Source organism: Mesorhizobium sp. B2-7-1 (genome assembly GCF_006440735.1).
GTDB lineage: Bacteria > Pseudomonadota > Alphaproteobacteria > Rhizobiales > Rhizobiaceae > Mesorhizobium.
Map to the genome: position 1 here is coordinate 1 of NZ_VFUA01000104.1, position 23,655 is coordinate 23,655.

Below are 23,655 nucleotides of genomic sequence, written 5' to 3' on the forward strand. Positions count from 1 at the left end.
ATCTCGGCCTCCAACAGATCACCACCACCAAACGGCGAGAGAAGCTGATCTAACCCACCACAAATCGGATCGTGAACGGCAAGAAGAAGATCATCAGCACCAGGATTGTCAGCCGCAAGAATGCGGGCAGCTACAAGACATATGAGATGAGCAAGGCGGTCGAGAAGCGGTTGTCGGCCTATCTGAGGGAGATGGGCGTCGAACAGGGCGTGCTCGGCGTGATGAAGGCGACGCCTGCCAGCGACATCAGGCAGATCGAGCCGGAGGACATGCTGGAGATGAAGCTCGTCAGCAGCCTCGATTCGCTCGACTTGCTGACCGAAGGGACCATCTGCCAGCGCCATCCGGCGCCGGAGAATTGTCGCGAGGTTCCCACGAACGGCGCCCCGGCCGCCGTCGCGGCAGTTGAGATCAAGCCGGCCTCTCCTCAACCTGTGGCGCCTTCGCAGAGCCGGGACGAGGAAATGCGCTTCGCCCTGGTTCGCGGCAGCAATCCGCTCTGCAATCCGGACTGCCCGGAATGGATTTCGGCCGAAGGCGTCGTCGCCGCCGCTACGCCCGGCAAACTGCGTCAGCTGCTTGACGATGCCGGTGGGCGCAGGCTGCCGGTGGTCGTCAATTCGCCCGGCGGCGACGTGCAGGCCGCGCTCGCCGCCGGGCGCCTTATCCGCGAGCGCAAGCTCGACGTGGCTGTCGCTCGGACGGATTTCCTCGATTGTGATCCCGGCGCCGTCGGTTGTTCGGCCAAGGACGACCTCCATACCGGCCTTACAGTGGATGCTGGCGGCGAGTGCGGCTCTGCCTGCGTCGTGATGATCGCGGGCGGCGTCAGGCGCCTCGTCGGCTCGACCGCGCATGTCAGCCTGCACTCCCTGGGGATGGGCGACAAGGTCAAGGCCTATTTCGACGAGATGGCAATCGGCCCAGCGCTTTTCGCGGCCATGCAGGCGGTGCTCTATGCGAGCCATAGGGAGCTCAGCCAGAGCGAGGTGCGGGATTTCGGACTGACGACAGGGCCGCAATCGGCGGACGCGCTGACCGGCGCCACAATTTGCAGATCCGCGCCCAGGCCCGACAATTGCCGGGTTCTTCCAGCCGCCGATGCCGAGGCGAAGGCGCCAGCGAAGCTGTAGGGCAATTCCAGGAAAAGTTGTTACGGTTTTCCGTCCGGAATTGCGTAAACAAGGAGATAGCGCGCCCTGGCCATCGAGGCAGGTTGAGCAGGGCAGGGCGCTACCCCTATCTTGCTCGGGCTGTATGCACGTGGAGGAGCGGCGATGAGCAGGGACATCCCGACTTTGTACGAATGGGCCGGAGGCAGCGAGGCGCTGAACCGGCTGACCCGGACCTTCTATGACAAAGTGGCGGCGGATCCGGTCGTGGGACCGGTGTTCAGACACATGTCGCCGGATCACCCGGCGCATGTCGCCGCCTTCATCGGCGAAGTCTTCGGCGGCCCGAAGACCTACAGCGAGAAGCATGGCGGCCATCGCGAAATGGTGATGCATCACCTTGGCAAGCACCTGACCGAGGAACAGCGCCGTCGCTGGATCAATCTCCTCGCCGATGCGGCGGACGAGATCGGCCTTCCCGACGATCCCGAGTTCCGCTCCGCCTTCATGGGCTATGTCGAATGGGGATCGCGGCTGGCGAAGATGAATTCGAATCTCGGCGAAACCTGCGATCCCGAGACCGAGCCGATGCCGGCCTGGGGCTGGGGCGTCCCGGGCGGACCGTACAAGCCGCCGGCCGGAAAATCGTAAGCGCGGGCCTGCGCGGTCGATTGCCGGCAGCTCCGCAATTCAGATTTCTGGCAAAGCTTCCAAAACGGCATCGCAGTGCTCTTTACAGAGTGCCCGGAAGCTTTTAGGAAGCGCCTGCGCCGAACAAGCGCATGCACGGGCATAGCTCAGTTGGTAGAGCGGCGGTCTCCAAAACCGCAGGTCGTAGGTTCGAGCCCTGCTGCCCGTGCCATTTCCCAAGGGAAATCAGGCATTTAGAGATCGTCTTGCTTTGCAAGGACGCCTCAAACCGCCTTACACATCTCTTGCACAAACTTGAACGCGCGCAGGAAGTGCCTGGCGATAGCGGAAGAACATTCGATTCTCGAAGGCAAGGTCCACGTCCATAGGCGTAACGACAGCCCGATTTGGCACTGTTCGAGGTATGTCGAAGCCAAGAACCGCCGGGTCACCATCAAGGAAGAAGTCTTGCCAGGCCAAGGATTGGGCCGAGGATTGGCATTTCGACCTGAATGACGAGGGCCGGCCACGGCGATCGCCAATCCGCTCGACCGTATTTGATGGCTATCGAGCAGCATTGCCGCACGTACGCGCTGCAGTTGAGGCGAGAGAATGCGTTTGGGGAGAGGACCACTCAATTTACAACCAAAGGTAACCTTGATCTATTCGAATACAGCGCATGGCAATGATTCGAGCGGTCATTGACTCGGGCTTTGCCGGGTGCGTCGCACTTCTATGGTGAAGCGGGGCTTGGCGGGGAGCGGCGCAGGGGATGAGATGCACGGCAAAGGACGGCGCCAACACGGTCAGCTTCCGCCGATCCTTGTTTTTGACCACGGCAATCATCACACTCGTCACCGCGATTGCCGGCATGCGGCCGGCGTCCGCGCAGTCGGTGTCAGGCACCGGTGATCTATCGCCGGACGCAAGCACCATTCAAACGCCGGATTGGACGGTCGGGGCCGATCTCGTTGTCGGTAATATCGCCACAGGCACGCTGGACATCCAGAATGGCGGCGCGGTCACCAATGACACTGGCTTTATCGGCTATGGTGCCCAAGGGACGGTCACCGTCTCGGGCACCGACGGTGGCGGCAATGCCTCGACCTGGACCAATAACGGTGACCTCGTTGTCGGTCAGGATGGCAACGGCACGCTCAATATCGGAAATGGCGGCCAGGTGAGCAATGCTGACGGTTATATCGGCGTCGCGGCCGCCAGCCAAAGCGATGTCACTGTCTCGGGCCACGACGGTAGCGGTCACGCCTCGACGTGGACCAATACAGGCACGCTTTATGTCGGCGACAACGGCAAGGCCTCACTCGCTATCCGGGATGGCGGGATCGTGAACAGTGCATTGGTCGTCATCGGCAACAATAGCGATGGCAATGGCACCGGCACTGGCATGGTTGCGGTCACGGGTCGCGACATTGACCAACATGCCTCGACCCTAAACATTACCAACCAGATTTATGTTGGTAGTGGCGGCATAGGCAACAAGCTCGACATCCTGGATGGCGGGCTGGTGAACAGTGGACAGGCTTCTATCGGCTACGGGAGCGGTAGCGAAGGCACGGCCACCGTCTCGGGTCGCGACATCAACGGCAATGCCTCGGCCTGGAACGCCGCCAACAATATTTACGTGGGTTTCTCCGGCAGCGGTACACTCAACGTCGCGGACGGCGCCGCGGTGGCCACGAGTGCAACTGGAGGCGGCGCTGCCTCTGTCTATATCGGCTACACGAACGGCGGCACGGGCACTGTCAATGTCTCGAGCAGCACGGGCAGCGTCTCAAGCTTGACCGCGACCGACCGCATCGATGTCGGCTACGATGGCGACGGCACGATGACCGTTGGAAAAGGTGGCTTCGTAAGCGTCGGTACCGATGTTCATATAGCCAACGGCAGCACAGCCACTGGAACGCTCCATCTCGACGGCGACGCCACCGGACGCGGCGTTGTCGAAACCGGCTCCGTGATCAAGGGAGCCGGCGCCACCGCTATACTCGACCTCAACGGCGGCATTCTGCGTGCGAACCGGGATGAAGCCGATTTCCTGAACGGCTTCACTGCACTGAGTGTGGCAGCCGGAGGAGCCTGGTTCGATACCAACGGGAACGACATCGGCATCGGCACGGATTTTTCCGGTTCGTCGAACTTCAACAAGCTCGGCCTCGGTCAACTGACGCTGACCGGGGACAGTTCCGGCTTTACCGGCGCATCGACCGTGTCGGCCGGCACGCTGGCCGTGAACGGCGTGCTGGGCGGCAACATGCTGGTCGACACCGGCGGACGGCTCGTCGGCACGGGCGGCGTGGGCAATGTCGTCAATACTGGCGTCGTCGCGCCGGGCTATGGCAATGCCATGGGCACGCTCACCGTCCAGGGCGATTATGTCAGCACTGGCGGACGCCTCGAAATCGCGACCGTTCTGGGCGACGACAGCTCGCAGACCAGCCGCCTTGCGGTCAACGGCACGACTTCAGGCGTTACGCATGTCAGCATCATCAACCGTGGCGGCCCTGGCGCGCCGACGGTGGAAGGCATCAAGATCGTCGACGTGACGGGTGCGTCCAACGGTGCTTTCGTGCTCGACAGCAACTATGTCTTCCAGGGCGCACCGGCGGTGATAGCCGGCGCTTATGCCTATCGCCTCTATCAGGGCGGCGTCTCTACTCCCTTGGATGGCGACTGGTATCTGCGTTCCTCCCTGGGCGGTCCCGGCGCGCCGCTCTATCAGCCCGGCGTGCCGGTTTACGAGGCCTATGGCTCCAATCTGCAGTCGCTCAACACTCTCCCGACGCTGCAGCAACGTGTCGGCAACCGTGTCTGGGGCCCCGGCGCCAATGGCGACGGCAATGGAATTTGGGGCCGAGCGGAAGGCATCCACGGGCGCTTCAACAGTGCCGCGGTGTCGGCGACTGGTTTGGATCAGGACATCGATACCTGGAAGATACAGGCGGGTGTCGATCGGGTGCTTGTCGATAGCGACACGAGCGGGCGTCTGGTGGCGGGCGTCAACGTCTCCTATGGCGAGGCCAACAGCCGGATCAACTCGGCGTTCGGCAACGGTACACTGAAGACCGACGGCTACGGCCTTGGCGCGACTTTGACCTGGTATGGTGTCACGGGCTTCTATGTCGACGGTCAGGCGCAGCTCAACCGCTATGGCAGCGACCTCAATTCCGAACTTGTCGGCTCGCTCACCCACGACAATGGCGGCAGCGGCGAGGCGTTCAGCATCGAAGCGGGCAAGCGGATTTTGTTCGGCGAGCACGTTGGCATCACGCCGCAATTCCAGATCGTCTATTCCAATGTGCGGTTCGATCACTTCGTTGATCCGTCGGGTGCCGACGTGGCCGCCGGCAGGAACGACAGCCTGAAAACGCGCTGGGGCGTCGCGCTCGATCATCAGGGCGCCTGGGAAGGTGGCCGCAGCCACATCTACGGAATCGCCAATGTCAGCTGTGAATGGCTCGATGGCACGCGCACTCTGGTCGCGGGGACACCCATCATCAATGCCGACGACCGGCTGTGGGGCGAACTCGGCCTCGGTGCGAGCGTAAGCTGGCGCAAGGATCTCACCTTCTATGGCGAGCTCTCCGGCAACACACCGTTCCGTAGTTTTGGCAACAGCTACATCCTCAAGTCCAATTTCGGTCTCCGAACGCAATTCTGACCGCAAGGGCGGTATCTCATCGTCGCCATGGCGCAACGAGATGCGGCAAAGGCTAATCTGGCTCCAAAACCGCAGGTCGTAGGTTCGAGCCCTGCTGCCCGTGCCATCTCCCGAAAGTGGCCGATCGAAGCCTTCGCGGTTGAATATTGGCGGGTGGCTTGCCATATAGCGTGAATTGGGGCATAAGCCCCGTATAGCCGGGACGGGACGACTGGATGGTTCCGAGGCGGCGTTAGAACATAAAGCGGACGCTTGCCACTTGCGTGGATTGAGAATCGGTTTTATGTAGATGGAACAGACACGCGACGCGTGGAGCTGGGAAGCCGGCTTTACGCGTCTGATTTGCGTGGGTGCAATGGTGGTGCTGATTCGGCGCCCCACAGAGCCCAGGCGGCACGTCCCGGCCAGCGGGATCATCCAGGAGGCCCGGCCAACGGGTCTTGAAAACAGGCGGCACATGGCTTCGAAAACCACCAATCCCTTCACCTTTCTGCAGCAGGTTCGCGCGGAGACGGCCAAGGTGACATGGCCTTCGCGGCGTGAAACCATGATCTCGACGGTGATGGTGCTCGTGTTCGCGATCATCGCGATGCTCTTTTTCTTCACCGCCGACATAGCCATGGGCTATGCGATCGAGTGGATTCTGGGCCTCGGGCATTAATTCGGCGATTACGGAGAGGTCGTGAAATGACTGCGCGCTGGTATATCGTCCACGCCTATTCGAACTTCGAGAAGAAGGTCGCCGAGGATATCGAGAACAAGGCCAAGCAGAAGGGCCTGTCCGGCGAGATCGAGCAGATCGTGGTGCCGACCGAGAAGGTCGTCGAGATCCGCCGCGGTCGCAAGGTCGATGCCGAGCGCAAGTTCTTCCCGGGCTATGTGCTCTTGAAGGCCAATCTGACCGATGCCGTGTTCTCGCTGGTCAAGAACACGCCGAAGGTCACCGGCTTCCTGGGTGACTCCAAGCCCGTGCCGATAACCGAGGCTGAGGCGCAGCGCATCCTGAACCAGGTCCAGGAAGGCGTCGAGCGGCCGAAGCCGTCGGTCACCTTCGAGATCGGCGAGGCGATCCGCGTTTCGGACGGTCCGTTCGCGTCGTTCAACGGCGTCGTCCAGGAGGTGGACGAGGAGCGTGCCCGCCTCAAGGTGGAAGTTTCGATCTTCGGGCGCGCCGTGCCGGTCGATCTGGAATTCGGACAGGTCGAAAAGGGCTGATCCGTACACCCGCGCCGAGAGGCGTCGGGGCGGTTGCCAAAAGCGCCGCATGAACGGGTGGGAGGCGAAGGCGGCATAGCCGGCCGTCGGAACCGCACCACCAGACTGCAACCGCCGCGCTCCCCGCATAAAGGGGCCGGCATGAGAAAAGGCAGGAATAGAGATGGCTAAGAAAGTTGCAGGCCAGCTCAAGCTCCAGGTTGCCGCGGGCTCGGCTACGCCGTCGCCCCCGATCGGCCCGGCGCTTGGTCAGCGCGGCATCAACATCATGGAATTCTGCAAGGCGTTCAACGCGCAGACCCAGGAGCTCGAGAAGGGATCGCCGATCCCGGTCGTCATCACCTACTACCAGGACAAGTCGTTCACCTTCGTCATGAAGACGCCGCCGGTGAGCTACTTCCTGAAGAAGGCAGCCAACCTGAAGTCGGGCTCCAAGGAGCCGGGCAAGACCAAGGTCGGCACGATCAGCCGCGACAAGGTGCGCGCGATCGCCGAGCAGAAGATGAAGGACCTGAACGCAAACGACGTCGAAGCGGCCATGCGCATGGTCGAGGGCTCCGCCCGCTCGATGGGCCTGGAAGTGGTGGGCTGAGATCATGGCAAAGATTGCAAAGCGTGTTGCCAAGAGCCGCGAAGGCATCGATCCGAACAAGGCTTACGCCCTCAATGAGGCGCTGCAGCTGCTCAAGGATCGGTCCAAGGTGAAATTCGACGAGACCGTCGAGATATCGATGAATCTCGGCGTCGATCCGCGCCATGCCGACCAGATGGTCCGCGGCGTGGTCAACCTGCCGAACGGCACCGGCCGCTCCGTGCGTGTCGCGGTGTTCGCCCGTGGCGACAAGGCCGAGGAAGCCAAGGCCGCCGGCGCCGATATCGTCGGCGCCGAGGACTTGGTCGACATCGTCCAGAAGGGCACGATCGATTTCGATCGCTGCATCGCCACCCCGGACATGATGCCGCTGGTCGGTCGTCTGGGTAAGGTGCTCGGCCCGCGCGGCATGATGCCGAACCCGAAGGTCGGCACCGTGACCACCGATGTGGCCGCGGCCGTCAAGGCTTCGAAGGGCGGCGCCGTCGAGTTCCGCGTCGAGAAGGCCGGAATCGTCCAAGCCGGCGTCGGCAAGGTCTCGTTCGACGTCAAGGCGCTGGAAGAGAATGTCCGCGCCTTCGCCGATGCGGTGACCAAGGCCAAGCCTGCGGGCGCCAAGGGCAACTACGTCAAGAAGGTGTCCGTCACCTCGACGATGGGCCCCGGCCTCAAGCTCGATATCGCGACGCTCGCCGCGTCGTAATTGTCGTCTGGCCGGCTTCGGGCCGGTCGTTGGAGCATGATCATGCTCCAGCAACGAAGAATTCCGGACCGCCGATCCGTCGGCGGCCCGGTACCCCGGAAGCCGAAAGGCTTCCGGATATCCTGTCCGAGATTGCAGGCGGCCCAACAGCCTTAATTCATGTGGGCCTGCATGAGACGGGTGAAGACCCGACAAAGGAGCCAAAAGCTCCAATGAAAGGTTCGAACCGTGTTTGCCTTTTGTCAGCATGCCCGCCGGTAAGTCCGTCGGGTGTGGCGAAAAGGGGGCAGGATCCTCGAGCGCCGTTCGGGAGATCCAGGATTTGGATGGCCCGGCCGGCAAAAGGCAACCCGACTTCTGACCTCGAAAATGAGGCAGGGGTCAACTGGAGATAGGCAGTGGACAGAGCGGAAAAGCGCGAACTCGTCACGGGCCTGAATGATGCGTTCTCGAACGCGGGTTCAGTCGTCGTGGCCCACTACGCCGGTATCACCGTGGCGCAAATGAACGACCTTCGGTCGAAGATGCGCGCTGCCGGCGGCACCGTCAAAGTCGCGAAGAACCGTCTCGCCAAGATCGCTCTTCAGGGCACGGACTCCGCATCGATCATCGACCTGTTCAAGGGACAGACGCTGGTCGCTTATTCGGAGGATCCGGTTGCGGCGCCGAAGGTCACGTCCGATTTCGCCAAGGGGAATGACAAGTTGATCATTCTCGGCGGCGCGATGGGCTCGACCTCGCTCAACGCCGACGGTGTGAAGGCTCTCGCCACACTTCCGTCGCTCGACGAGCTGCGCGCCAGGCTGGTTGGCATGATCGCCACGCCGGCAACCCGGATCGCCCAGATCGTCAATGCGCCCGCGGCTTCGGTCGCGCGTGTCATCGGCGCTTACGCCCGGAAGGACGAGGCGGCATGAGGCCGTTCCTCGCTGTCAACAACACACGTTCGAACCAAGTAAAGGAATACAACAATGGCTGATCTGGCAAAGATCGTAGACGACCTTTCGAAGCTGACCGTCCTCGAGGCGGCTGAGCTGTCGAAGCTCCTGGAAGAGAAGTGGGGGGTTTCGGCTGCTGCTCCGGTGGCGGTTGCCGCTGCTGGCGGCGCTGGTGCCGCTGCCGCTGCTCCGGCTGAAGAGAAGACGGAATTCGACGTCGTTCTCGCCGACGCCGGCGCCCAGAAGATCAACGTCATCAAGGAAGTCCGCGCCATCACCGGCCTTGGCCTCAAGGAAGCCAAGGATCTGGTCGAAGCGGCTCCGAAGCCGGTCAAGGAAGCCGTTTCCAAGGCCGACGCCGACAAGTTCAAGGCTCAGCTGGAAGCAGCTGGCGCCAAGGTCGAGCTGAAGTAAGGCGTATCAAGCGGCGGGCGGCCTCGCGCCGTCCGCCACTCCCTTGCCGTGCAGGGGAGAATGCGTAGCGCGAGAACAGACGAGAACCTCTTTCCTGAGGGCCGCGATCCGGCCCTCAGGAAACGGGTTTTCTCCCGTTTCAGCCGGCCGCCGCCAAGCAATTGGCAAGGGAGGCCGGAGAACAGACAGAGAGCCGCCGCCCAGGTGGCTCGGCATGCAAGGCGAACCACGGCGAGGTTCGCCCCGAGTTCAGAGCTAAGGAGCGACGATGGCCCAGACCCAGACTTTCAATGGCCGCAGACGCGTACGCAAGTTCTTCGGAAAGATCCCGGAAGTTGCGGAGATGCCGAACCTCATCGAGGTTCAGAAGGCATCTTATGACCAGTTCCTGATGGTGGACGAGCCCAAGGGCGGTCGTCCGGACGAAGGGCTGCAGGCCGTTTTCAAGTCGGTCTTCCCGATTTCCGACTTTTCCGGCTCCTCGATGCTGGAGTTCGTGAAGTATGAGTTCGAGGCACCGAAATTCGACGTTGACGAGTGCCGTCAGCGCGACCTGACCTATGCCGCGCCGCTGAAGGTGACGCTGCGCCTCATCGTGTTCGATGTCGACGAGGATACCGGCGCGAAGTCGATCAAGGACATCAAGGAGCAGGACGTCTACATGGGCGACATGCCGCTCATGACGTCGAACGGCACCTTCATCGTCAACGGCACCGAGCGCGTCATCGTCTCGCAGATGCACCGCTCGCCGGGCGTCTTCTTCGACCATGACAAGGGCAAGTCGCACTCGTCGGGCAAGCTCCTGTTTGCCGCGCGCGTCATCCCCTATCGCGGTTCGTGGCTCGACATCGAGTTCGATTCCAAGGACGTCGTGCACGCCCGCATCGACCGTCGCCGCAAGATCCCTGTGACGTCGCTGTTGATGGCGCTCGGCATGGACGGCGAAGAGATCCTGTCGACATTCTACAACAAGATTACCTACAAGCGCTCCGGCGACCACTGGCGCATTCCGTTCAACGTCGAGCGCTTCCGCGGCCTGAAAGCCGTCGGCGACCTGGTTGATGCCGACACCGGCGAAATCGTCGTCGAGCAAGGCAAGAAGATCACCGCCCGCCAGGCCCGCCAGCTCGGCGAGAAGGGTCTCAAGGCCATCAAGGCGACCGACGAGGATCTGCTCGGCAACTATCTCGCCGAGGACATCGTCAACTACACCACCGGCGAGATCTTCCTCGAGGCCGGCGACGAGATCGACGACAAGACACTGAAGGTGCTGCTCGGCACCGGCGAGAACGAGATCCAGATCCTCGACATCGACCACGTCAATGTCGGCGCCTATATCCGCAACACGCTCAACGTCGACAAGAACGAGAGCCGCCAGGACGCGCTGTTCGACATCTACCGTGTCATGCGCCCGGGCGAGCCGCCGACGCTCGAGACCGCCGAAGCCATGTTCAACTCGCTGTTCTTCGACAGCGAGCGCTACGACCTGTCGGCCGTCGGCCGCGTCAAGATGAACATGCGCCTCGAGCTCAAGGCCGAGGACACTGTGCGCGTGCTGCGCAAGGAAGACATCCTGGCCGTGGTCAAGACGCTGGTCGAGCTGCGCGACGGCAAGGGCGAGATCGACGACATTGACAATCTCGGCAACCGCCGCGTGCGTTCGGTCGGCGAGCTCATGGAGAACCAGTACCGCGTCGGCCTGCTGCGCATGGAGCGCGCGATCAAGGAACGCATGTCCTCGATCGAGATCGACACGGTCATGCCGCAGGACCTGATCAACGCCAAGCCGGCGGCCGCCGCCGTGCGCGAGTTCTTCGGTTCCTCGCAGCTGTCGCAGTTCATGGATCAGACCAACCCGCTGTCGGAGATCACCCACAAGCGTCGTCTCTCGGCGCTTGGACCGGGCGGTCTGACCCGCGAGCGCGCCGGCTTCGAGGTGCGCGACGTGCACCCGACGCATTACGGCCGCATCTGCCCGATCGAGACGCCGGAAGGCCCGAATATCGGTCTGATCAACTCGCTCGCCACCTTCGCGCGCGTCAACAAGTACGGCTTCATCGAAAGCCCGTACCGCAAGATCGTGGGCGGCAAGCTGACCAACGAGGTTGTCTATCTGTCGGCGATGGAAGAGGCCAAGCACTATGTCGCGCAGGCCAACGCCGAGCTCGACAAGAATGGCGGCTTCGTCGACGAGTTCGTCATTTGCCGTAACGCCGGCGAAGTGATGATGGCGCCGCGCGAAAACGTCGACCTGATGGACGTCTCGCCCAAGCAGATGGTGTCCGTCGCGGCAGCGCTCATCCCGTTCCTCGAGAACGACGACGCCAACCGCGCTCTGATGGGCTCGAACATGCAGCGTCAGGCCGTGCCGCTGGTGCGCGCCGAGGCGCCGTTCGTCGGCACCGGCATGGAGCCGGTCGTCGCCCGTGACTCGGGCGCTGCCATCGGCGCCCGCCGCGGCGGTGTGGTCGACCAGGTCGACGCGACCCGTATCGTCATCCGTGCCACGGAAGATCTCGATCCCGGCAAGTCGGGCGTCGACATCTACCGGCTGATGAAGTTCCAGCGTTCGAACCAGAACACCTGCATCAACCAGCGTCCGCTGGTGCGCATGGGCGACCGCGTCAACAAGGGCGACATCATTGCCGACGGTCCGTCGACCGAGCTCGGCGATCTGGCGCTCGGCCGCAACGTGCTGGTCGCTTTCATGCCGTGGAACGGCTACAACTACGAGGACTCGATCCTGCTCTCCGAGCGCATCGTGGCCGACGACGTCTTCACCTCGATCCACATCGAGGAGTTCGAGGTCATGGCGCGCGACACCAAGCTCGGGCCGGAGGAAATCACGCGCGACATTCCGAACGTTTCGGAAGAGGCGCTGAAGAACCTCGACGAGGCCGGTATCGTCTATATCGGCGCGGAAGTGCAGCCGGGCGACATCCTAGTCGGCAAGATCACGCCGAAGGGCGAAAGCCCGATGACGCCGGAAGAGAAGCTCCTGCGCGCCATCTTCGGCGAAAAGGCCTCGGACGTCCGCGACACCTCCATGCGCATGCCTCCGGGCACCTTCGGCACGGTCGTCGAAGTGCGCGTCTTCAACCGCCACGGCGTGGAGAAGGACGAGCGCGCCATGGCGATCGAGCGCGAGGAGATCGAGCGTCTGGCCAAGGACCGCGACGACGAACAGGCGATCCTCGACCGCAACGTCTATGCGCGTCTTTCCGACATGCTGGTCTCCAAGGAGGCGATTGCCGGACCGAAGGGCTTCAAGAAGGGCTCGAAGCTGTCGAAGGACACGCTCGACGAGTATCCGCGTTCGCAGTGGTGGCAGTTCGCCGTGGAGAACGAGAAGCTCCAGGGCGAGCTCGAGGCTCTGCGCGGCCAGTACGACGAGTCCAAGAAGGCGCTCGAGCAGCGCTTCATGGACAAGGTCGAGAAGGTGCAGCGCGGCGACGAAATGCCTCCGGGCGTCATGAAGATGGTCAAGGTCTTCGTGGCGGTGAAGCGCAAGATGCAGCCGGGCGACAAGATGGCCGGCCGTCACGGCAACAAGGGTGTCGTGTCGCGCATCGTTCCGGTCGAGGACATGCCTTTCCTCGAGGACGGCACGCATGCCGATATCGTGCTCAACCCGCTGGGTGTGCCGAGCCGCATGAATGTCGGCCAGATCCTGGAAACGCATCTGGGCTGGGCTTGCGCCGGCATGGGCCGGAAGATCGGCGAGCTGATCGACGCGTATAAGGGCGGCGGCGACATCAAGCCGCTGCGCAAGACGCTGGAAAGCTTCATGCCGGCCAACGACCGCAACGAGCCGATCCGCGAGTATGACGACGAGAGCATCGTTCGCCTGAGCGAGCAGATGCGCCGCGGCGTCTCCATCGCGACACCGGTGTTCGACGGCGCGCACGAGGCCGACATCAATACCATGCTGGAGCAGGCGGGCCTGCACACCAGCGGTCAGTCGCAGCTCTATGACGGCCGCACCGGCGAGCCGTTCGATCGCAAGGTGACGATGGGCTATATCTACATGCTCAAGCTGCATCACCTGGTGGACGACAAGATCCACGCGCGTTCGATCGGTCCGTACTCGCTCGTCACCCAGCAGCCGCTGGGCGGCAAGGCGCAGTTCGGCGGCCAGCGCTTCGGCGAAATGGAGGTCTGGGCGCTCGAAGCCTACGGCGCCGCCTACACGCTGCAGGAAATGCTGACGGTGAAGTCGGACGACGTCGCCGGCCGCACCAAGGTCTACGAGGCGATCGTGCGCGGCGACGACACGTTCGAGGCGGGCATCCCGGAGAGCTTCAACGTTCTCGTCAAGGAAATGCGCTCGCTCGGCCTCAATGTCGAGCTGGAGAACACCCAGGTCGAAGAGACCCAGACGCGTCTGCCCGACGCAGCCGAGTAATGGCTATGGTGCGCGCCGCGCTCTAGGCGCGGCGCGCCCTTCAAACGTTTCGGCCGGTTCGACCGGCCATTCTGCGGACATTTCGTCCGCGATCGATGCAAGGGGTTATCGAGGACCCCGAAAAGGAGAACGGCATGAACCAAGAGGTCATGAATCTCTTCAACCCGCAGGCGCCTGCGCAGGTGTTCGATTCCATCCGGATCTCGCTTGCCAGCCCAGAGAAGATTCTGTCCTGGTCGTTCGGCGAGATCAAGAAGCCGGAGACCATCAACTACCGCACCTTCAAGCCGGAGCGTGACGGCCTGTTCTGCGCGCGCATTTTTGGCCCGATCAAGGACTATGAGTGCCTGTGCGGCAAGTACAAGCGCATGAAGTACAAGGGTGTCATCTGCGAAAAGTGCGGCGTCGAAGTCACGCTGTCGCGCGTTCGCCGCGAGCGCATGGGCCATATCGAGCTCGCCGCGCCCGTCGCCCATATCTGGTTCCTGAAGTCGCTGCCCTCGCGCATCGGCACGCTGCTCGACATGACGCTCAAGGACATCGAGCGCGTGCTCTACTTCGAGAACTACATCGTCACCGAGCCGGGCCTCACCGCGCTGAAGGAGAACCAGCTCCTCAGCGAGGAGGAGTACATGCTCGCCGTCGACGAATATGGCGAGGACAGCTTCACCGCCATGATCGGCGCCGAGGCCATCCATGACCTGCTTGCCGGCATGGATCTGGAGAAGATCGCCGGCGACCTGCGTTCGGAATTGGCTTCGACCACCTCCGAGCTGAAGCAGAAGAAGTATCTGAAGCGGCTCAAGGTCGTGGAAAACTTCATGGAATCCGGCAACCGTCCGGAGTGGATGATCATGAAGGTGGTTCCGGTGATCCCGCCGGACCTGCGTCCGCTCGTCCCGCTGGACGGCGGCCGCTTCGCCACGTCCGATCTCAACGATCTCTATCGCCGCGTCATCAACCGCAACAACCGCCTGAAGCGGCTGATCGAATTGCGCGCGCCCGGGATCATCGTGCGCAACGAAAAGCGCATGCTGCAGGAAGCCGTCGACGCGCTGTTCGACAACGGCCGTCGCGGCCGCGTCATCACCGGCGCCAACAAGCGTCCGCTGAAGTCGCTGTCCGACATGCTCAAGGGCAAGCAGGGCCGGTTCCGCCAGAACCTGCTCGGCAAGCGCGTCGACTATTCCGGCCGCTCGGTCATCGTGACCGGTCCGGAGCTGAAGCTGCACCAGTGCGGCCTGCCGAAGAAGATGGCGCTCGAGCTCTTTAAGCCCTTCATCTACGCCCGCCTCGACGCCAAGGGTTTCTCCTCGACCGTCAAGCAGGCGAAGAAGCTGGTCGAGAAGGAGCGTCCGGAGGTCTGGGATATCCTCGACGAGGTCATCCGCGAGCATCCGGTGCTGTTGAACCGCGCGCCGACGCTGCACCGCCTCGGCATCCAGGCGTTCGAGCCGATCCTGATCGAAGGCAAGGCGATCCAGCTGCATCCGCTGGTCTGCACCGCCTTCAACGCCGACTTCGACGGCGACCAGATGGCGGTCCACGTGCCGCTGTCGCTGGAAGCGCAGCTCGAAGCCCGCGTGCTGATGATGTCGACCAACAACATCCTGCACCCGGCCTCCGGCGCGCCGATCATCGTCCCGTCGCAGGACATGGTTCTCGGTCTTTACTATCTCTCGATCGTCAACCAGAACGAGCCGGGCGAAGGCATGGTGTTTGCCGACATGGGCGAGCTCCAGCATGCGCTGGAGACCAAGGCCGTGACGCTGCACGCCAAGATCAAGGGCCGCTTCCGCACCGTCGACGCCGAAGGCAACGTCGTGTCGAAGATCTACGACACCACGCCTGGCCGCATGATCATCGGCGAGCTTCTGCCGAAGAACGTCAACGTGCCGTATGAGACCGCCAACCAGGAGATGACCAAGAAGAACATCTCCAAGATGATCGACACCGTCTACCGCCACTGCGGTCAGAAAGAGACGGTCATCTTCTGCGATCGCATCATGGCGCTCGGCTTCGCCCATGCCTGCCGTGCCGGCATTTCGTTCGGCAAGGACGACATGTTGATCCCGGACACCAAGATCAAGCTGGTGTCCGACACCGAGGCTTTGGCCAAGGAGTACGAGCAGCAGTACAATGACGGCCTCATCACCCAGGGCGAGAAGTACAACAAGGTCGTCGACGCCTGGGCCAAGTGCTCGGAAAAGGTCGCCGACGAGATGATGGCCCGCATCAAGGCGGTGGAGTTCGAGGACAACGGCCGTCAGAAGCCGATGAACTCGATCTACATGATGTCGCATTCGGGTGCGCGCGGTTCGCCCACCCAGATGCGTCAGCTTGCCGGCATGCGCGGCCTGATGGCGAAGCCCTCGGGTGAAATCATCGAGACGCCGATCATCTCGAACTTCAAGGAAGGTCTCACCGTGCTCGAGTATTTCAACTCGACCCACGGCGCCCGCAAGGGTCTGGCCGATACCGCCTTGAAGACGGCGAACTCGGGCTACCTCACCCGCCGTCTCGTCGACGTGGCGCAGGACTGCATCGTCAACTCCGTGGATTGCGGCACCGACAAGGGCCTCACCATGCAGCCGATCGTCGATGCCGGTCAGGTCGTCGCTTCGGTCGGCCAGCGCGTGCTGGGCCGTACCGCGCTCGACGACATCAACCATCCAGTGTCGGGCGACCTTCTGGTCAAGGCCGGCAAGCTGATGGACGAACGCGACGTGGAGCAGATCGAAAAGGCCGGCGTGCAGTCGGTCCGCATCCGCTCGGCGCTGACCTGCGAGGTCAGGATCGGCGTGTGCGCCGTCTGCTACGGACGCGATCTGGCTCGCGGTACGCCCGTCAACCAGGGCGAGGCCGTCGGCGTCATCGCGGCGCAGTCGATCGGCGAGCCGGGCACCCAGCTCACCATGCGTACCTTCCACATGGGCGGCACGGCGCAGGTGGTGGACTCTTCGTTCCTTGAAGCCTCCTATGAGGGCAAGGTGCAGGTCCGCAACCGCAACGTGGTGCGCAACTCGGAAGGCCAGCAGATGGTCATGGGCCGCAACATGGCGGTGCTCATCCTCGATGAGACCGGCAAGGAGCGCGCTACGCACCGCGTCGCCTATGGTTCGCGTATCTTCGTGGACGATGGCGACAAGGTGAAGCGCGGCCAGCGTATCGCCGAGTGGGATCCCTATACCCGCCCGATCCTCACCGAAATCGAGGGCAGGGTGACGTTCGAGGATCTTGTCGACGGCATCTCCGTTCAGGAGACGGCCGACGAGTCGACCGGCATCACCAAGCGTGAGGTCATCGACTGGCGTTCGACGCCGCGCGGCAGCGACCTGAAGCCCGCGATCGTCATCCAAGACGCCAAGGGCAAGGTCGGCAAGCTGTCGAAGGGCGGCGATGCCCGCTTCCTGCTCTCGGTCGAGGCCATCCTCTCAGTCGAGCCGGGCGCCCATGTGAAACCTGGCGACGTGCTGGCGCGTATCCCGATGGAAAGCGCCAAGACCAAGGACATCACCGGCGGTCTGCCGCGTGTTGCGGAACTGTTCGAGGCTCGCCGTCCGAAGGATCACGCCATCATCGCCGAGATCGATGGCACGATCCGCTTCGGCCGCGACTACAAGAACAAGCGCCGCATCATCATCGAGCCGCATGACTCGACGCTCGAGCCGGTGGAGTACCTGATCCCGAAGGGCAAGCCGTTCCATCTCCAGGACGGCGACGTCATCGAGAAGGGCGACTACATCCTCGACGGCAATCCGGCGCCGCACGACATCCTGGCGATCAAGGGCGTGGAGGCGCTTGCCTCCTACCTCGTCAACGAAATCCAGGAGGTCTACCGTCTGCAGGGCGTGTCGATCAACGACAAGCACATCGAGGTGATCGTTCGCCAGATGCTGCAGAAGGTCGAGATCACCGTTCAGGGCGACTCGACCTACATCCCGGGCGACCATGTCGACGTGATCGAGCTGGAAGAGGTCAACGAGCGCTTGGTCGAGGATGGCAAGAAGCCGGCCGAAGGCCAGCCGGTGCTGCTCGGCATCACCAAAGCCTCGCTACAGACGCCGTCCTTCATCTCGGCCGCCTCCTTCCAGGAGACGACCAGGGTGCTGACCGAAGCGGCGGTTGCCGGCAAGACCGACATGCTGCAGGGCCTGAAGGAAAACGTCATCGTCGGCCGCCTGATCCCGGCCGGCACCGGCGGCACGATGAGCCAAATCCGGCGCATCGCCACCTCGCGCGACGAGCTCATCATCGACGAGCGTCGCAAGGCCTCGGGTGTCGAGGTCGCCGAGCCGATGCTGACCGACATGGTCAACGCCGCGCAGTAAGCGGCATGATATGAGAAACGAAGAGAAGGGGCCTATGTGGCCCCTTCTTGCATTTTGGCTTTATGAGCGAGGAAGAGCTATGAGCGGCAAGACCTGGACGGCTGTCGACGACTATATCGTCTCATCCCTTTTCGAAGCTGATCCCGTGCTGGATGCGGTGCTCAAGGCTAACCGCGACCAGGGGCTGCCGGCGATCGACGTGTCGGCCGCGCAGGGCAAGCTGCTGTCGCTACTGGTTCGTATTCGCGGCGCGAAAACCGTGCTGGAAGTCGGCACGCTCGGCGGCTACTCGTCCATATGGATGGCAAGGGGGTTGCCGGCGGACGGCAAGGTGGTGACGCTGGAGCTCGATCCGCACCACGCCAAGGTCGCGCGCTCGAATTTCGTGCGGGCAGGGGTTTCCGATAAGATCGACCTGCGGGTCGGTCCCGCGCTGCAGACGCTCGCCGCGCTGGCGAACGAGAATGCCCATACGTTCGACCTGATCTTCATCGACGCCGACAAGCCGAACAATCCGAACTATCTGACCTGGGCCATGAAGCTGTCGCGCCCGGGCACCGTCATCGTCTGCGACAACGTCATTCGCGACGGCGCGGTCGTGAAAAAGAACAGCGGCGACGCCAATGTCGAAGGCGCTCGCGCCGCGTTCTCCTTCATCGGCGGCGAGAAGCGGCTGGACGGCACTGCCATCCAGACCGTCGGCGCCAAGGGCTATGATGGATTTGCCATCGCGATCGTCGAGTGAGGGTGCCTATTCGCCTCGACGCTTTACCGCTGGCCTCAGTCGAAGAACGCCTCGACCACGTCGCGCTTGCCCAGCATGAAGGCGTCGGCGACATGCTGCAGTGGAGCCAGGTCGACATCGGAAGCCCGGGCGCGAACGATCTCGGCGAAGCGCTTGTAAAGCATCGGATATTCGGCTTCCGGCTCCTCGTGGACGACTTTGCCGTCGAGGGCGAGCCTCGCGCCGCCGCCCGATAGCACCATCTTGCCCTTGTCGGTTTCAGCCAGGATGTCCCAGCTCTGAGGGCCCGTCTGCAACCAGTCGAGCTCCATCGTCACGGGCAAGCCGTTGGACGTGCGGAAGGTGACATGCGCCGCGACGGGCGCCGCGCGATTCTCCGGAAAGTCGAGCGCGGCCGAGGTGATGAACATCGGCGGCAGGATGTGGGTGGCGATCGACAGCGCGTTGATGCCTGGATCGAACACGCCGAAGCCGCCCGGTTCCCAGATCCATTCCTGGTTCGGGTGCCAGCGGCGCACGTCCTCCTTCCAGTTGATGGCGGCCGAGGTCAGCTTGGCTGAAGCGAGGAAATTGCGCGCGGCTTCCACCGCCGGCGCATAGCGCGAATGCCAGCTGGCAAAGAGCGAGACGCCGTTCTTGTCGGCCAGCGTCTTGAGGTGCTCGACTTCGCTGACCGTCGCACCCGGCGGCTTTTCGAGGAACACGTGCTTCTTTGCTTCCAGCGCGGCGCGCGCGGCGTCGTAGCGGAACTGCGGCGGCATGCAGAGCGAGACCGCCTCGAGGCCGGGTTCAGCCGTAAGCATTGCTTCGATGGTGGGGTAGTTCGCAATGCCGTCAACCTTGCCGTGGCGGCTCGCCGCGGCGACGAGCTGGTAATTGCCTTCCTTGGCGACCGCCGGCAGGTGCTGGTCGCGGACGATCTTTCCCACACCGACGATGCCGAGCTTGATGGGACTGCTGGTCATGGGGACTCCGGAAGAGAGGCTGTAATAGGTTGAGGGACAAGTCGAAATCCCGGCGTGCCGGGGCCGCGATATCAGATCGGCTCGTCGAAGGTGACGATCGACACCTCGCCTTCGAGCGCACCCTGATAGGCCGACAGATGCGGCTCGTCGTCGGGTTCGCCCTCCATGTCGCCGATCTGGTCGAGCTCGGCTTCCGCGAATCCCTCGGCGGCGAGTGATTCGAGCGCGCGGCGCACGGCAGAATCATCGTCGGGCGCTACCAGCATCACATGCACGCCTTCCGGCTTGCCGCCCTTCTTCTTCCAGACCCGCCCGGTGATGATGGTGACCGGCCGTTCTTCATTGTCGTTCACGGCTGATTCCTCGTTTGCGGGAGAAAGTCCGGCTCAAGCCGCTTTTTGGCACGAAGCAGACGTGGAAGACAGCCGCAAGCCGGTCACTTTCTTCCTCGCTCTTGAAAAAAGGCGCAATAAAATTACATGCGTTTTGCGCATGGCTGTCACGCCCCGAATTGACCGCAATATTTGCCGTTGCGGGGTTGACGGGCAACGGCCTTACGAGTAGAAGCCGCCACGTCAGAACCGATGTGAGACTTGCCCTTCCGAGGCGACGCGCTTTGGAGTTTGTCTCAAACAGGGTTCGTTTTACGAGCGAAAAGACATTTCCGGCGCGCATGAAGCGGCTTCCGCTTCCTCTGCAATTTGTTCGGGCAGGACCGCGAGGCGCGGTGTGTTGCCCGAATTCGCGTATGGAAATGACGCTTTGAGCGGCCCTGACAGGGCAGACACGGAATTGAGAGACAAGAGGGTTTAATGCCTACCGTCAACCAGCTGATCCGCAAGCCGCGCCTGGCGCCGGTGAAGCGCAACAAGGTCCCGGCCATGCAGCAGAACCCGCAGAAGCGGGGCGTCTGCACGCGCGTCTACACCACGACGCCGAAGAAGCCGAACTCGGCGCTGCGCAAGGTGGCCAAGATTCGCCTGACCAACGGTTTTGAGGTGATCGGCTACATCCCCGGCGAAGGCCACAACCTTCAGGAACACTCGGTGGTCATGATCCGCGGCGGTCGCGTCAAGGATCTGCCGGGCGTCCGCTACCACATCATCCGCGGCGTGCTCGACACGCAGGGTGTGAAGAACCGCAAGCAGCGTCGTTCGAAATACGGCGCCAAGCGTCCGAAGTAAGGGTTTCCCATGTCCCGTCGTCACAGTGCAGAAAAGCGTGAGATCAATCCGGACCCCAAGTTCGGCGATCTTATTGTCACCAAGTTCATGAACGCCGTCATGTATGACGGCAAGAAGTCGGTTGCCGAGACCATCGTCTATGGCGCTCTGGATCAAGTCCAGGCCAAGACCAAGCAGGAGCCGGTCACCGTCTTCCACCAGGCGCTCGACAATGTCGCGCCGCATGTGGAAGTGCGCTCGCGTCGCGTCGGTGGCGCCACCTACCAGGTTCCGGTCGATGTGCGCCCCGAGCGCCGTCAGGCGCTGGCCATCCGCTGGCTGATCGCCGCGGCTCGCAACCGCAACGAGACCACCATGGTCGACCGCCTTTCGGGCGAGCTGATGGACGCGGCCAACAACCGCGGCACGGCCGTCAAGAAGCGTGAAGACACTCACAAGATGGCAGAAGCCAACCGCGCCTTCGCGCACTACCGCTGGTAAAGCGCGAACGAGACTGAGAGGCACCTCCCATGGCCCGCGAATACAAGATCGAAGACTACCGCAATTTCGGTATCATGGCGCATATCGACGCCGGCAAGACGACGACGACCGAGCGCGTCCTGTACTACACGGGCAAGTCGCACAAGATCGGCGAAGTCCATGACGGCGCTGCCACCATGGACTGGATGGAGCAGGAGCAGGAACGCGGCATCACCATCACATCGGCCGCGACCACGACCTTCTGGAAGGGTCGCGATGGCAAGATGCGCCGCTTCAACATCATCGACACTCCCGGACACGTCGACTTCACCATCGAAGTCGAGCGTTCGCTGCGCGTGCTCGACGGCGCCATCGCGCTGCTCGACGCCAACGCCGGCGTGGAGCCGCAGACCGAGACCGTGTGGCGCCAGGCCGACAAGTACCACGTGCCGCGCATGATCTTCTGCAACAAGATGGACAAGATCGGCGCCGACTTCTACCGCTCCGAGGAAATGATCGCCTCGCGCCTCGGTGCGCAGGCAGTCGTCATGCAGCTGCCGATCGGCGCCGAGACCGAGTTCAAGGGCGTCGTCGACCTCGTCGAGATGAACGCGCTCGTCTGGCGCGACGAGACCCTGGGTGCTGCCTGGGACGTCGTCGAGATCCCGGCCGACCTCAAGGAAAAGGCCGAGCAGTACCGCGAGAAGATGATCGAAGCCGCCGTCGAGATGGACGAGACCGCGCTCGAGAATTACCTCGAAGGCAAGATGCCGTCGAACGACGAGATCCGCGCGCTGATCCGCAAGGGCACCATCGCGGTCAAGTTCTACCCGATGTTCTGTGGCTCGGCCTTCAAGAACAAGGGCGTGCAGCCGCTGCTCGACGCCGTGGTCGAATACCTGCCGTCGCCGATCGACGTGCCGGCCATCAAGGGTGTCGACGCCAAGACCGACGCCGAGATCGAGCGTCATGCCGATGACAACGAGCCGCTGTCGATGCTGGCGTTCAAGATCATGAACGACCCGTTCGTCGGTTCGCTGACCTTTGCCCGCATCTATTCGGGCAAGCTCGCCAAGGGCGTGTCGGTCGACAACACCGTGAAGGGCAAGAAGGAGCGCATCGGCCGCATGCTGCAGATGCATGCTAATTCGCGCGCCGACGTCGAGGAAGCTTACGCCGGCGACATCGTCGCCCTGGCAGGCCTCAAGGATACGACCACCGGCGACACGCTCTGCGATCCGCTGCATCCGGTCATCCTCGAGCGCATGGAATTCCCCGATCCGGTCATCCAGATCGCCATCGAGCCGAAGACCAAGAACGACCAGGAAAAGATGGGCCTCGCGCTGCATCGCCTGGCGGCCGAGGATCCGTCCTTCCGCGTCAAGACCGACGAGGAAAGCGGCCAGACCATCATCGCCGGCATGGGCGAGCTGCATCTCGACATCATCGTCGACCGCATGCGCCGCGAGTTCAAGGTCGAAGCCAATGTCGGCGCGCCGCAGGTGGCTTATCGCGAGACGATCACCCGCAAGCACGAGCTGGACTACACGCACAAGAAGCAGACCGGCGGTACGGGCCAGTTCGCTCGCGTCAAGATCATCTTCGAGCCGAACACCGAGAGCGAAGAGTTCGTGTTCGAGTCCAAGATCGTCGGCGGTGCGGTTCCGAAGGAATACATCCCGGGCGTCGAGAAGGGCATCAACAGCGTCATGGGTTCCGGCCCGTTCGCCGGCTTCCCGATGATCGGCGTCAAGGCGACGCTGATCGACGGTGCCTTCCACGACGTCGACTCCTCGGTGCTGGCGTTCGAAATCGCCTCCCGCGCCTGCTTCAAGGAAGCCGCACCGCGCCTCGGCGTGCAGCTGCTGGAGCCGATCATGAAGGTCGAGGTCGTGACGCCGGAAGATTACGTCGGTGGCGTCATCGGCGACCTCAACGGCCGTCGTGGTCAAATCCAGGGCCAGGAAGCACGCGGCGTTGCCGTCGTCATCAACGCGATGGTCCCGCTCGCGAACATGTTCAAGTACGTCGACAATCTGCGTTCGATGTCGCAGGGCCGCGCCCAGTACACGATGCAGTTCGACCACTACGAGCCGGTTCCGACCGCGGTCGCCCAGGAAGTTCAGAAGAAATACGCGTAACTCGAGCGGGTTGCACGAGACCTTAATTCAAGGCCCGCACGGGCAGGCAGGAATGGAGAGATCACATGGCAAAAGGTAAATTCGAGCGCACCAAGCCGCATGTGAACATTGGCACGATCGGTCACGTCGATCATGGCAAGAC

The 23,655-nt window shown here is 62.7% G+C and carries 18 protein-coding genes, 1 tRNA gene and 1 pseudogene; 18 read left to right on the forward strand and 2 right to left on the reverse strand.

What is annotated here, in order from left to right:
* Window positions 1-71 precede the first annotated feature (71 nt).
* The 13 genes from FJ471_RS27875 to FJ471_RS27935 all read left to right on the forward strand — a co-directional run bounded on the left by FJ471_RS27875 (window position 72) and on the right by FJ471_RS27935 (window position 18,764).
* A complete protein-coding gene (locus tag FJ471_RS27875) occupies window positions 72-1,133 on the forward strand; it encodes a hypothetical protein (RefSeq protein WP_140807958.1) in 1,062 nt (353 codons plus the stop codon).
* Window positions 1,134-1,277: 144 nt separating this feature from the next.
* Window positions 1,278-1,763 (forward strand): group II truncated hemoglobin, encoded by a 486-nt coding sequence (locus FJ471_RS27880; protein ID WP_140807960.1) that lies wholly within the window; start codon window positions 1,278-1,280, stop codon window positions 1,761-1,763.
* A 135-nt stretch (window positions 1,764-1,898) separates the two neighbouring features.
* Window positions 1,899-1,974, forward strand: a tRNA-Trp gene (locus tag FJ471_RS27885).
* 540 nt (window positions 1,975-2,514) lie between these two features.
* The gene (locus FJ471_RS27890; protein ID WP_140807962.1) at window positions 2,515-5,421 is read left to right on the forward strand and encodes an autotransporter outer membrane beta-barrel domain-containing protein; all 2,907 of its coding nucleotides are present in this window, start codon (window positions 2,515-2,517) and stop codon (window positions 5,419-5,421) included.
* A 457-nt stretch (window positions 5,422-5,878) separates the two neighbouring features.
* Window positions 5,879-6,082: a preprotein translocase subunit SecE gene (secE, locus tag FJ471_RS27895; protein WP_140807982.1), complete on the forward strand. Its 204-nt coding sequence runs from the start codon at window positions 5,879-5,881 to the stop codon at window positions 6,080-6,082.
* A gap of 26 nt (window positions 6,083-6,108) precedes the next feature.
* Window positions 6,109-6,636, forward strand: coding sequence for a transcription termination/antitermination protein NusG (gene nusG, locus FJ471_RS27900; protein WP_140807964.1), 528 nt, complete (start codon window positions 6,109-6,111; stop codon window positions 6,634-6,636).
* 163 nt (window positions 6,637-6,799) lie between these two features.
* Window positions 6,800-7,228, forward strand: a complete 429-nt coding sequence (gene rplK, locus FJ471_RS27905; RefSeq protein WP_042642146.1) for a 50S ribosomal protein L11 — start codon at window positions 6,800-6,802, stop codon at window positions 7,226-7,228.
* A 4-nt stretch (window positions 7,229-7,232) separates the two neighbouring features.
* On the forward strand, window positions 7,233-7,931 hold the full coding sequence (rplA, locus tag FJ471_RS27910) for a 50S ribosomal protein L1 (protein WP_095765523.1): 699 nt from the start codon (window positions 7,233-7,235) through the stop codon (window positions 7,929-7,931).
* 398 nt (window positions 7,932-8,329) lie between these two features.
* Window positions 8,330-8,848, forward strand: coding sequence for a 50S ribosomal protein L10 (rplJ, locus tag FJ471_RS27915; protein ID WP_140807966.1), 519 nt, complete (start codon window positions 8,330-8,332; stop codon window positions 8,846-8,848).
* Window positions 8,849-8,902: 54 nt separating this feature from the next.
* Window positions 8,903-9,283 carry a 50S ribosomal protein L7/L12 gene (rplL, locus tag FJ471_RS27920; protein ID WP_140678344.1) on the forward strand — a complete coding sequence of 127 codons (381 nt, stop codon included), beginning with the start codon at window positions 8,903-8,905 and terminating at the stop codon, window positions 9,281-9,283.
* A gap of 268 nt (window positions 9,284-9,551) precedes the next feature.
* Window positions 9,552-13,688 (forward strand): DNA-directed RNA polymerase subunit beta, encoded by a 4,137-nt coding sequence (rpoB, locus tag FJ471_RS27925; RefSeq protein WP_140807968.1) that lies wholly within the window; start codon window positions 9,552-9,554, stop codon window positions 13,686-13,688.
* Window positions 13,689-13,822: 134 nt separating this feature from the next.
* Entirely contained in the window at window positions 13,823-18,019 is a 4,197-nt protein-coding gene (rpoC, locus tag FJ471_RS27930; protein WP_140807970.1) for a DNA-directed RNA polymerase subunit beta', read from the forward strand.
* A 79-nt stretch (window positions 18,020-18,098) separates the two neighbouring features.
* Window positions 18,099-18,764 (forward strand): O-methyltransferase, encoded by a 666-nt coding sequence (locus FJ471_RS27935; protein ID WP_140807972.1) that lies wholly within the window; start codon window positions 18,099-18,101, stop codon window positions 18,762-18,764.
* A 35-nt stretch (window positions 18,765-18,799) separates the two neighbouring features.
* Here FJ471_RS27935 and FJ471_RS27940 read toward each other — a convergent pair whose 3' ends face one another.
* Window positions 18,800-19,729: a Gfo/Idh/MocA family oxidoreductase gene (locus tag FJ471_RS27940; protein ID WP_140807974.1), complete on the reverse strand. Its 930-nt coding sequence runs from the start codon at window positions 19,727-19,729 to the stop codon at window positions 18,800-18,802.
* A 71-nt stretch (window positions 19,730-19,800) separates the two neighbouring features.
* A complete protein-coding gene (locus FJ471_RS27945) occupies window positions 19,801-20,082 on the reverse strand; it encodes a transcriptional regulator (RefSeq protein ID WP_140807976.1) in 282 nt (93 codons plus the stop codon).
* A gap of 233 nt (window positions 20,083-20,315) precedes the next feature.
* Between FJ471_RS27945 and FJ471_RS35690 the strand changes: the two genes are divergently transcribed.
* The 5 genes and pseudogenes from FJ471_RS35690 to FJ471_RS27970 form a co-directional block, all read left to right on the forward strand.
* Entirely contained in the window at window positions 20,316-20,495 is a 180-nt protein-coding gene (locus FJ471_RS35690; RefSeq protein ID WP_318014034.1) for a hypothetical protein, read from the forward strand.
* Between the two features lie 46 nt (window positions 20,496-20,541).
* A complete protein-coding gene (gene rpsL / locus FJ471_RS27955) occupies window positions 20,542-20,913 on the forward strand; it encodes a 30S ribosomal protein S12 (RefSeq protein WP_006202128.1) in 372 nt (123 codons plus the stop codon).
* A gap of 9 nt (window positions 20,914-20,922) precedes the next feature.
* Window positions 20,923-21,393, forward strand: coding sequence for a 30S ribosomal protein S7 (gene rpsG, locus FJ471_RS27960; protein WP_027170372.1), 471 nt, complete (start codon window positions 20,923-20,925; stop codon window positions 21,391-21,393).
* A 29-nt stretch (window positions 21,394-21,422) separates the two neighbouring features.
* Entirely contained in the window at window positions 21,423-23,513 is a 2,091-nt protein-coding gene (gene fusA / locus FJ471_RS27965) for an elongation factor G (RefSeq protein WP_140807980.1), read from the forward strand.
* Between the two features lie 65 nt (window positions 23,514-23,578).
* Window positions 23,579-23,655, forward strand: a pseudogene (locus tag FJ471_RS27970) (elongation factor Tu); the annotation flags it as partial.

Bases quoted from the DNA above. Each gene is read 5' to 3' on its own strand.
- rpsG (WP_027170372.1), top strand. From the start codon at position 20,923: ATGTCCCGTCGTCACAGTGCAGAAAAGCGTGAGATCAATCCGGACCCC.
- rplA (WP_095765523.1), top strand. From the start codon at position 7,233: ATGGCAAAGATTGCAAAGCGTGTTGCCAAGAGCCGCGAAGGCATCGAT.
- FJ471_RS27940 (WP_140807974.1), bottom strand. From the start codon at position 19,729: ATGACCAGCAGTCCCATCAAGCTCGGCATCGTCGGTGTGGGAAAGATC.
- rpoC (WP_140807970.1), top strand. From the start codon at position 13,823: ATGAACCAAGAGGTCATGAATCTCTTCAACCCGCAGGCGCCTGCGCAG.
- rplK (WP_042642146.1), top strand. From the start codon at position 6,800: ATGGCTAAGAAAGTTGCAGGCCAGCTCAAGCTCCAGGTTGCCGCGGGC.
- rpoB (WP_140807968.1), top strand. From the start codon at position 9,552: ATGGCCCAGACCCAGACTTTCAATGGCCGCAGACGCGTACGCAAGTTC.
- FJ471_RS27935 (WP_140807972.1), top strand. From the start codon at position 18,099: ATGAGCGGCAAGACCTGGACGGCTGTCGACGACTATATCGTCTCATCC.
- secE (WP_140807982.1), top strand. From the start codon at position 5,879: ATGGCTTCGAAAACCACCAATCCCTTCACCTTTCTGCAGCAGGTTCGC.
- rpsL (WP_006202128.1), top strand. From the start codon at position 20,542: ATGCCTACCGTCAACCAGCTGATCCGCAAGCCGCGCCTGGCGCCGGTG.
- fusA (WP_140807980.1), top strand. From the start codon at position 21,423: ATGGCCCGCGAATACAAGATCGAAGACTACCGCAATTTCGGTATCATG.
- nusG (WP_140807964.1), top strand. From the start codon at position 6,109: ATGACTGCGCGCTGGTATATCGTCCACGCCTATTCGAACTTCGAGAAG.
- FJ471_RS27880 (WP_140807960.1), top strand. From the start codon at position 1,278: ATGAGCAGGGACATCCCGACTTTGTACGAATGGGCCGGAGGCAGCGAG.
- rplL (WP_140678344.1), top strand. From the start codon at position 8,903: ATGGCTGATCTGGCAAAGATCGTAGACGACCTTTCGAAGCTGACCGTC.
- FJ471_RS27890 (WP_140807962.1), top strand. From the start codon at position 2,515: ATGAGATGCACGGCAAAGGACGGCGCCAACACGGTCAGCTTCCGCCGA.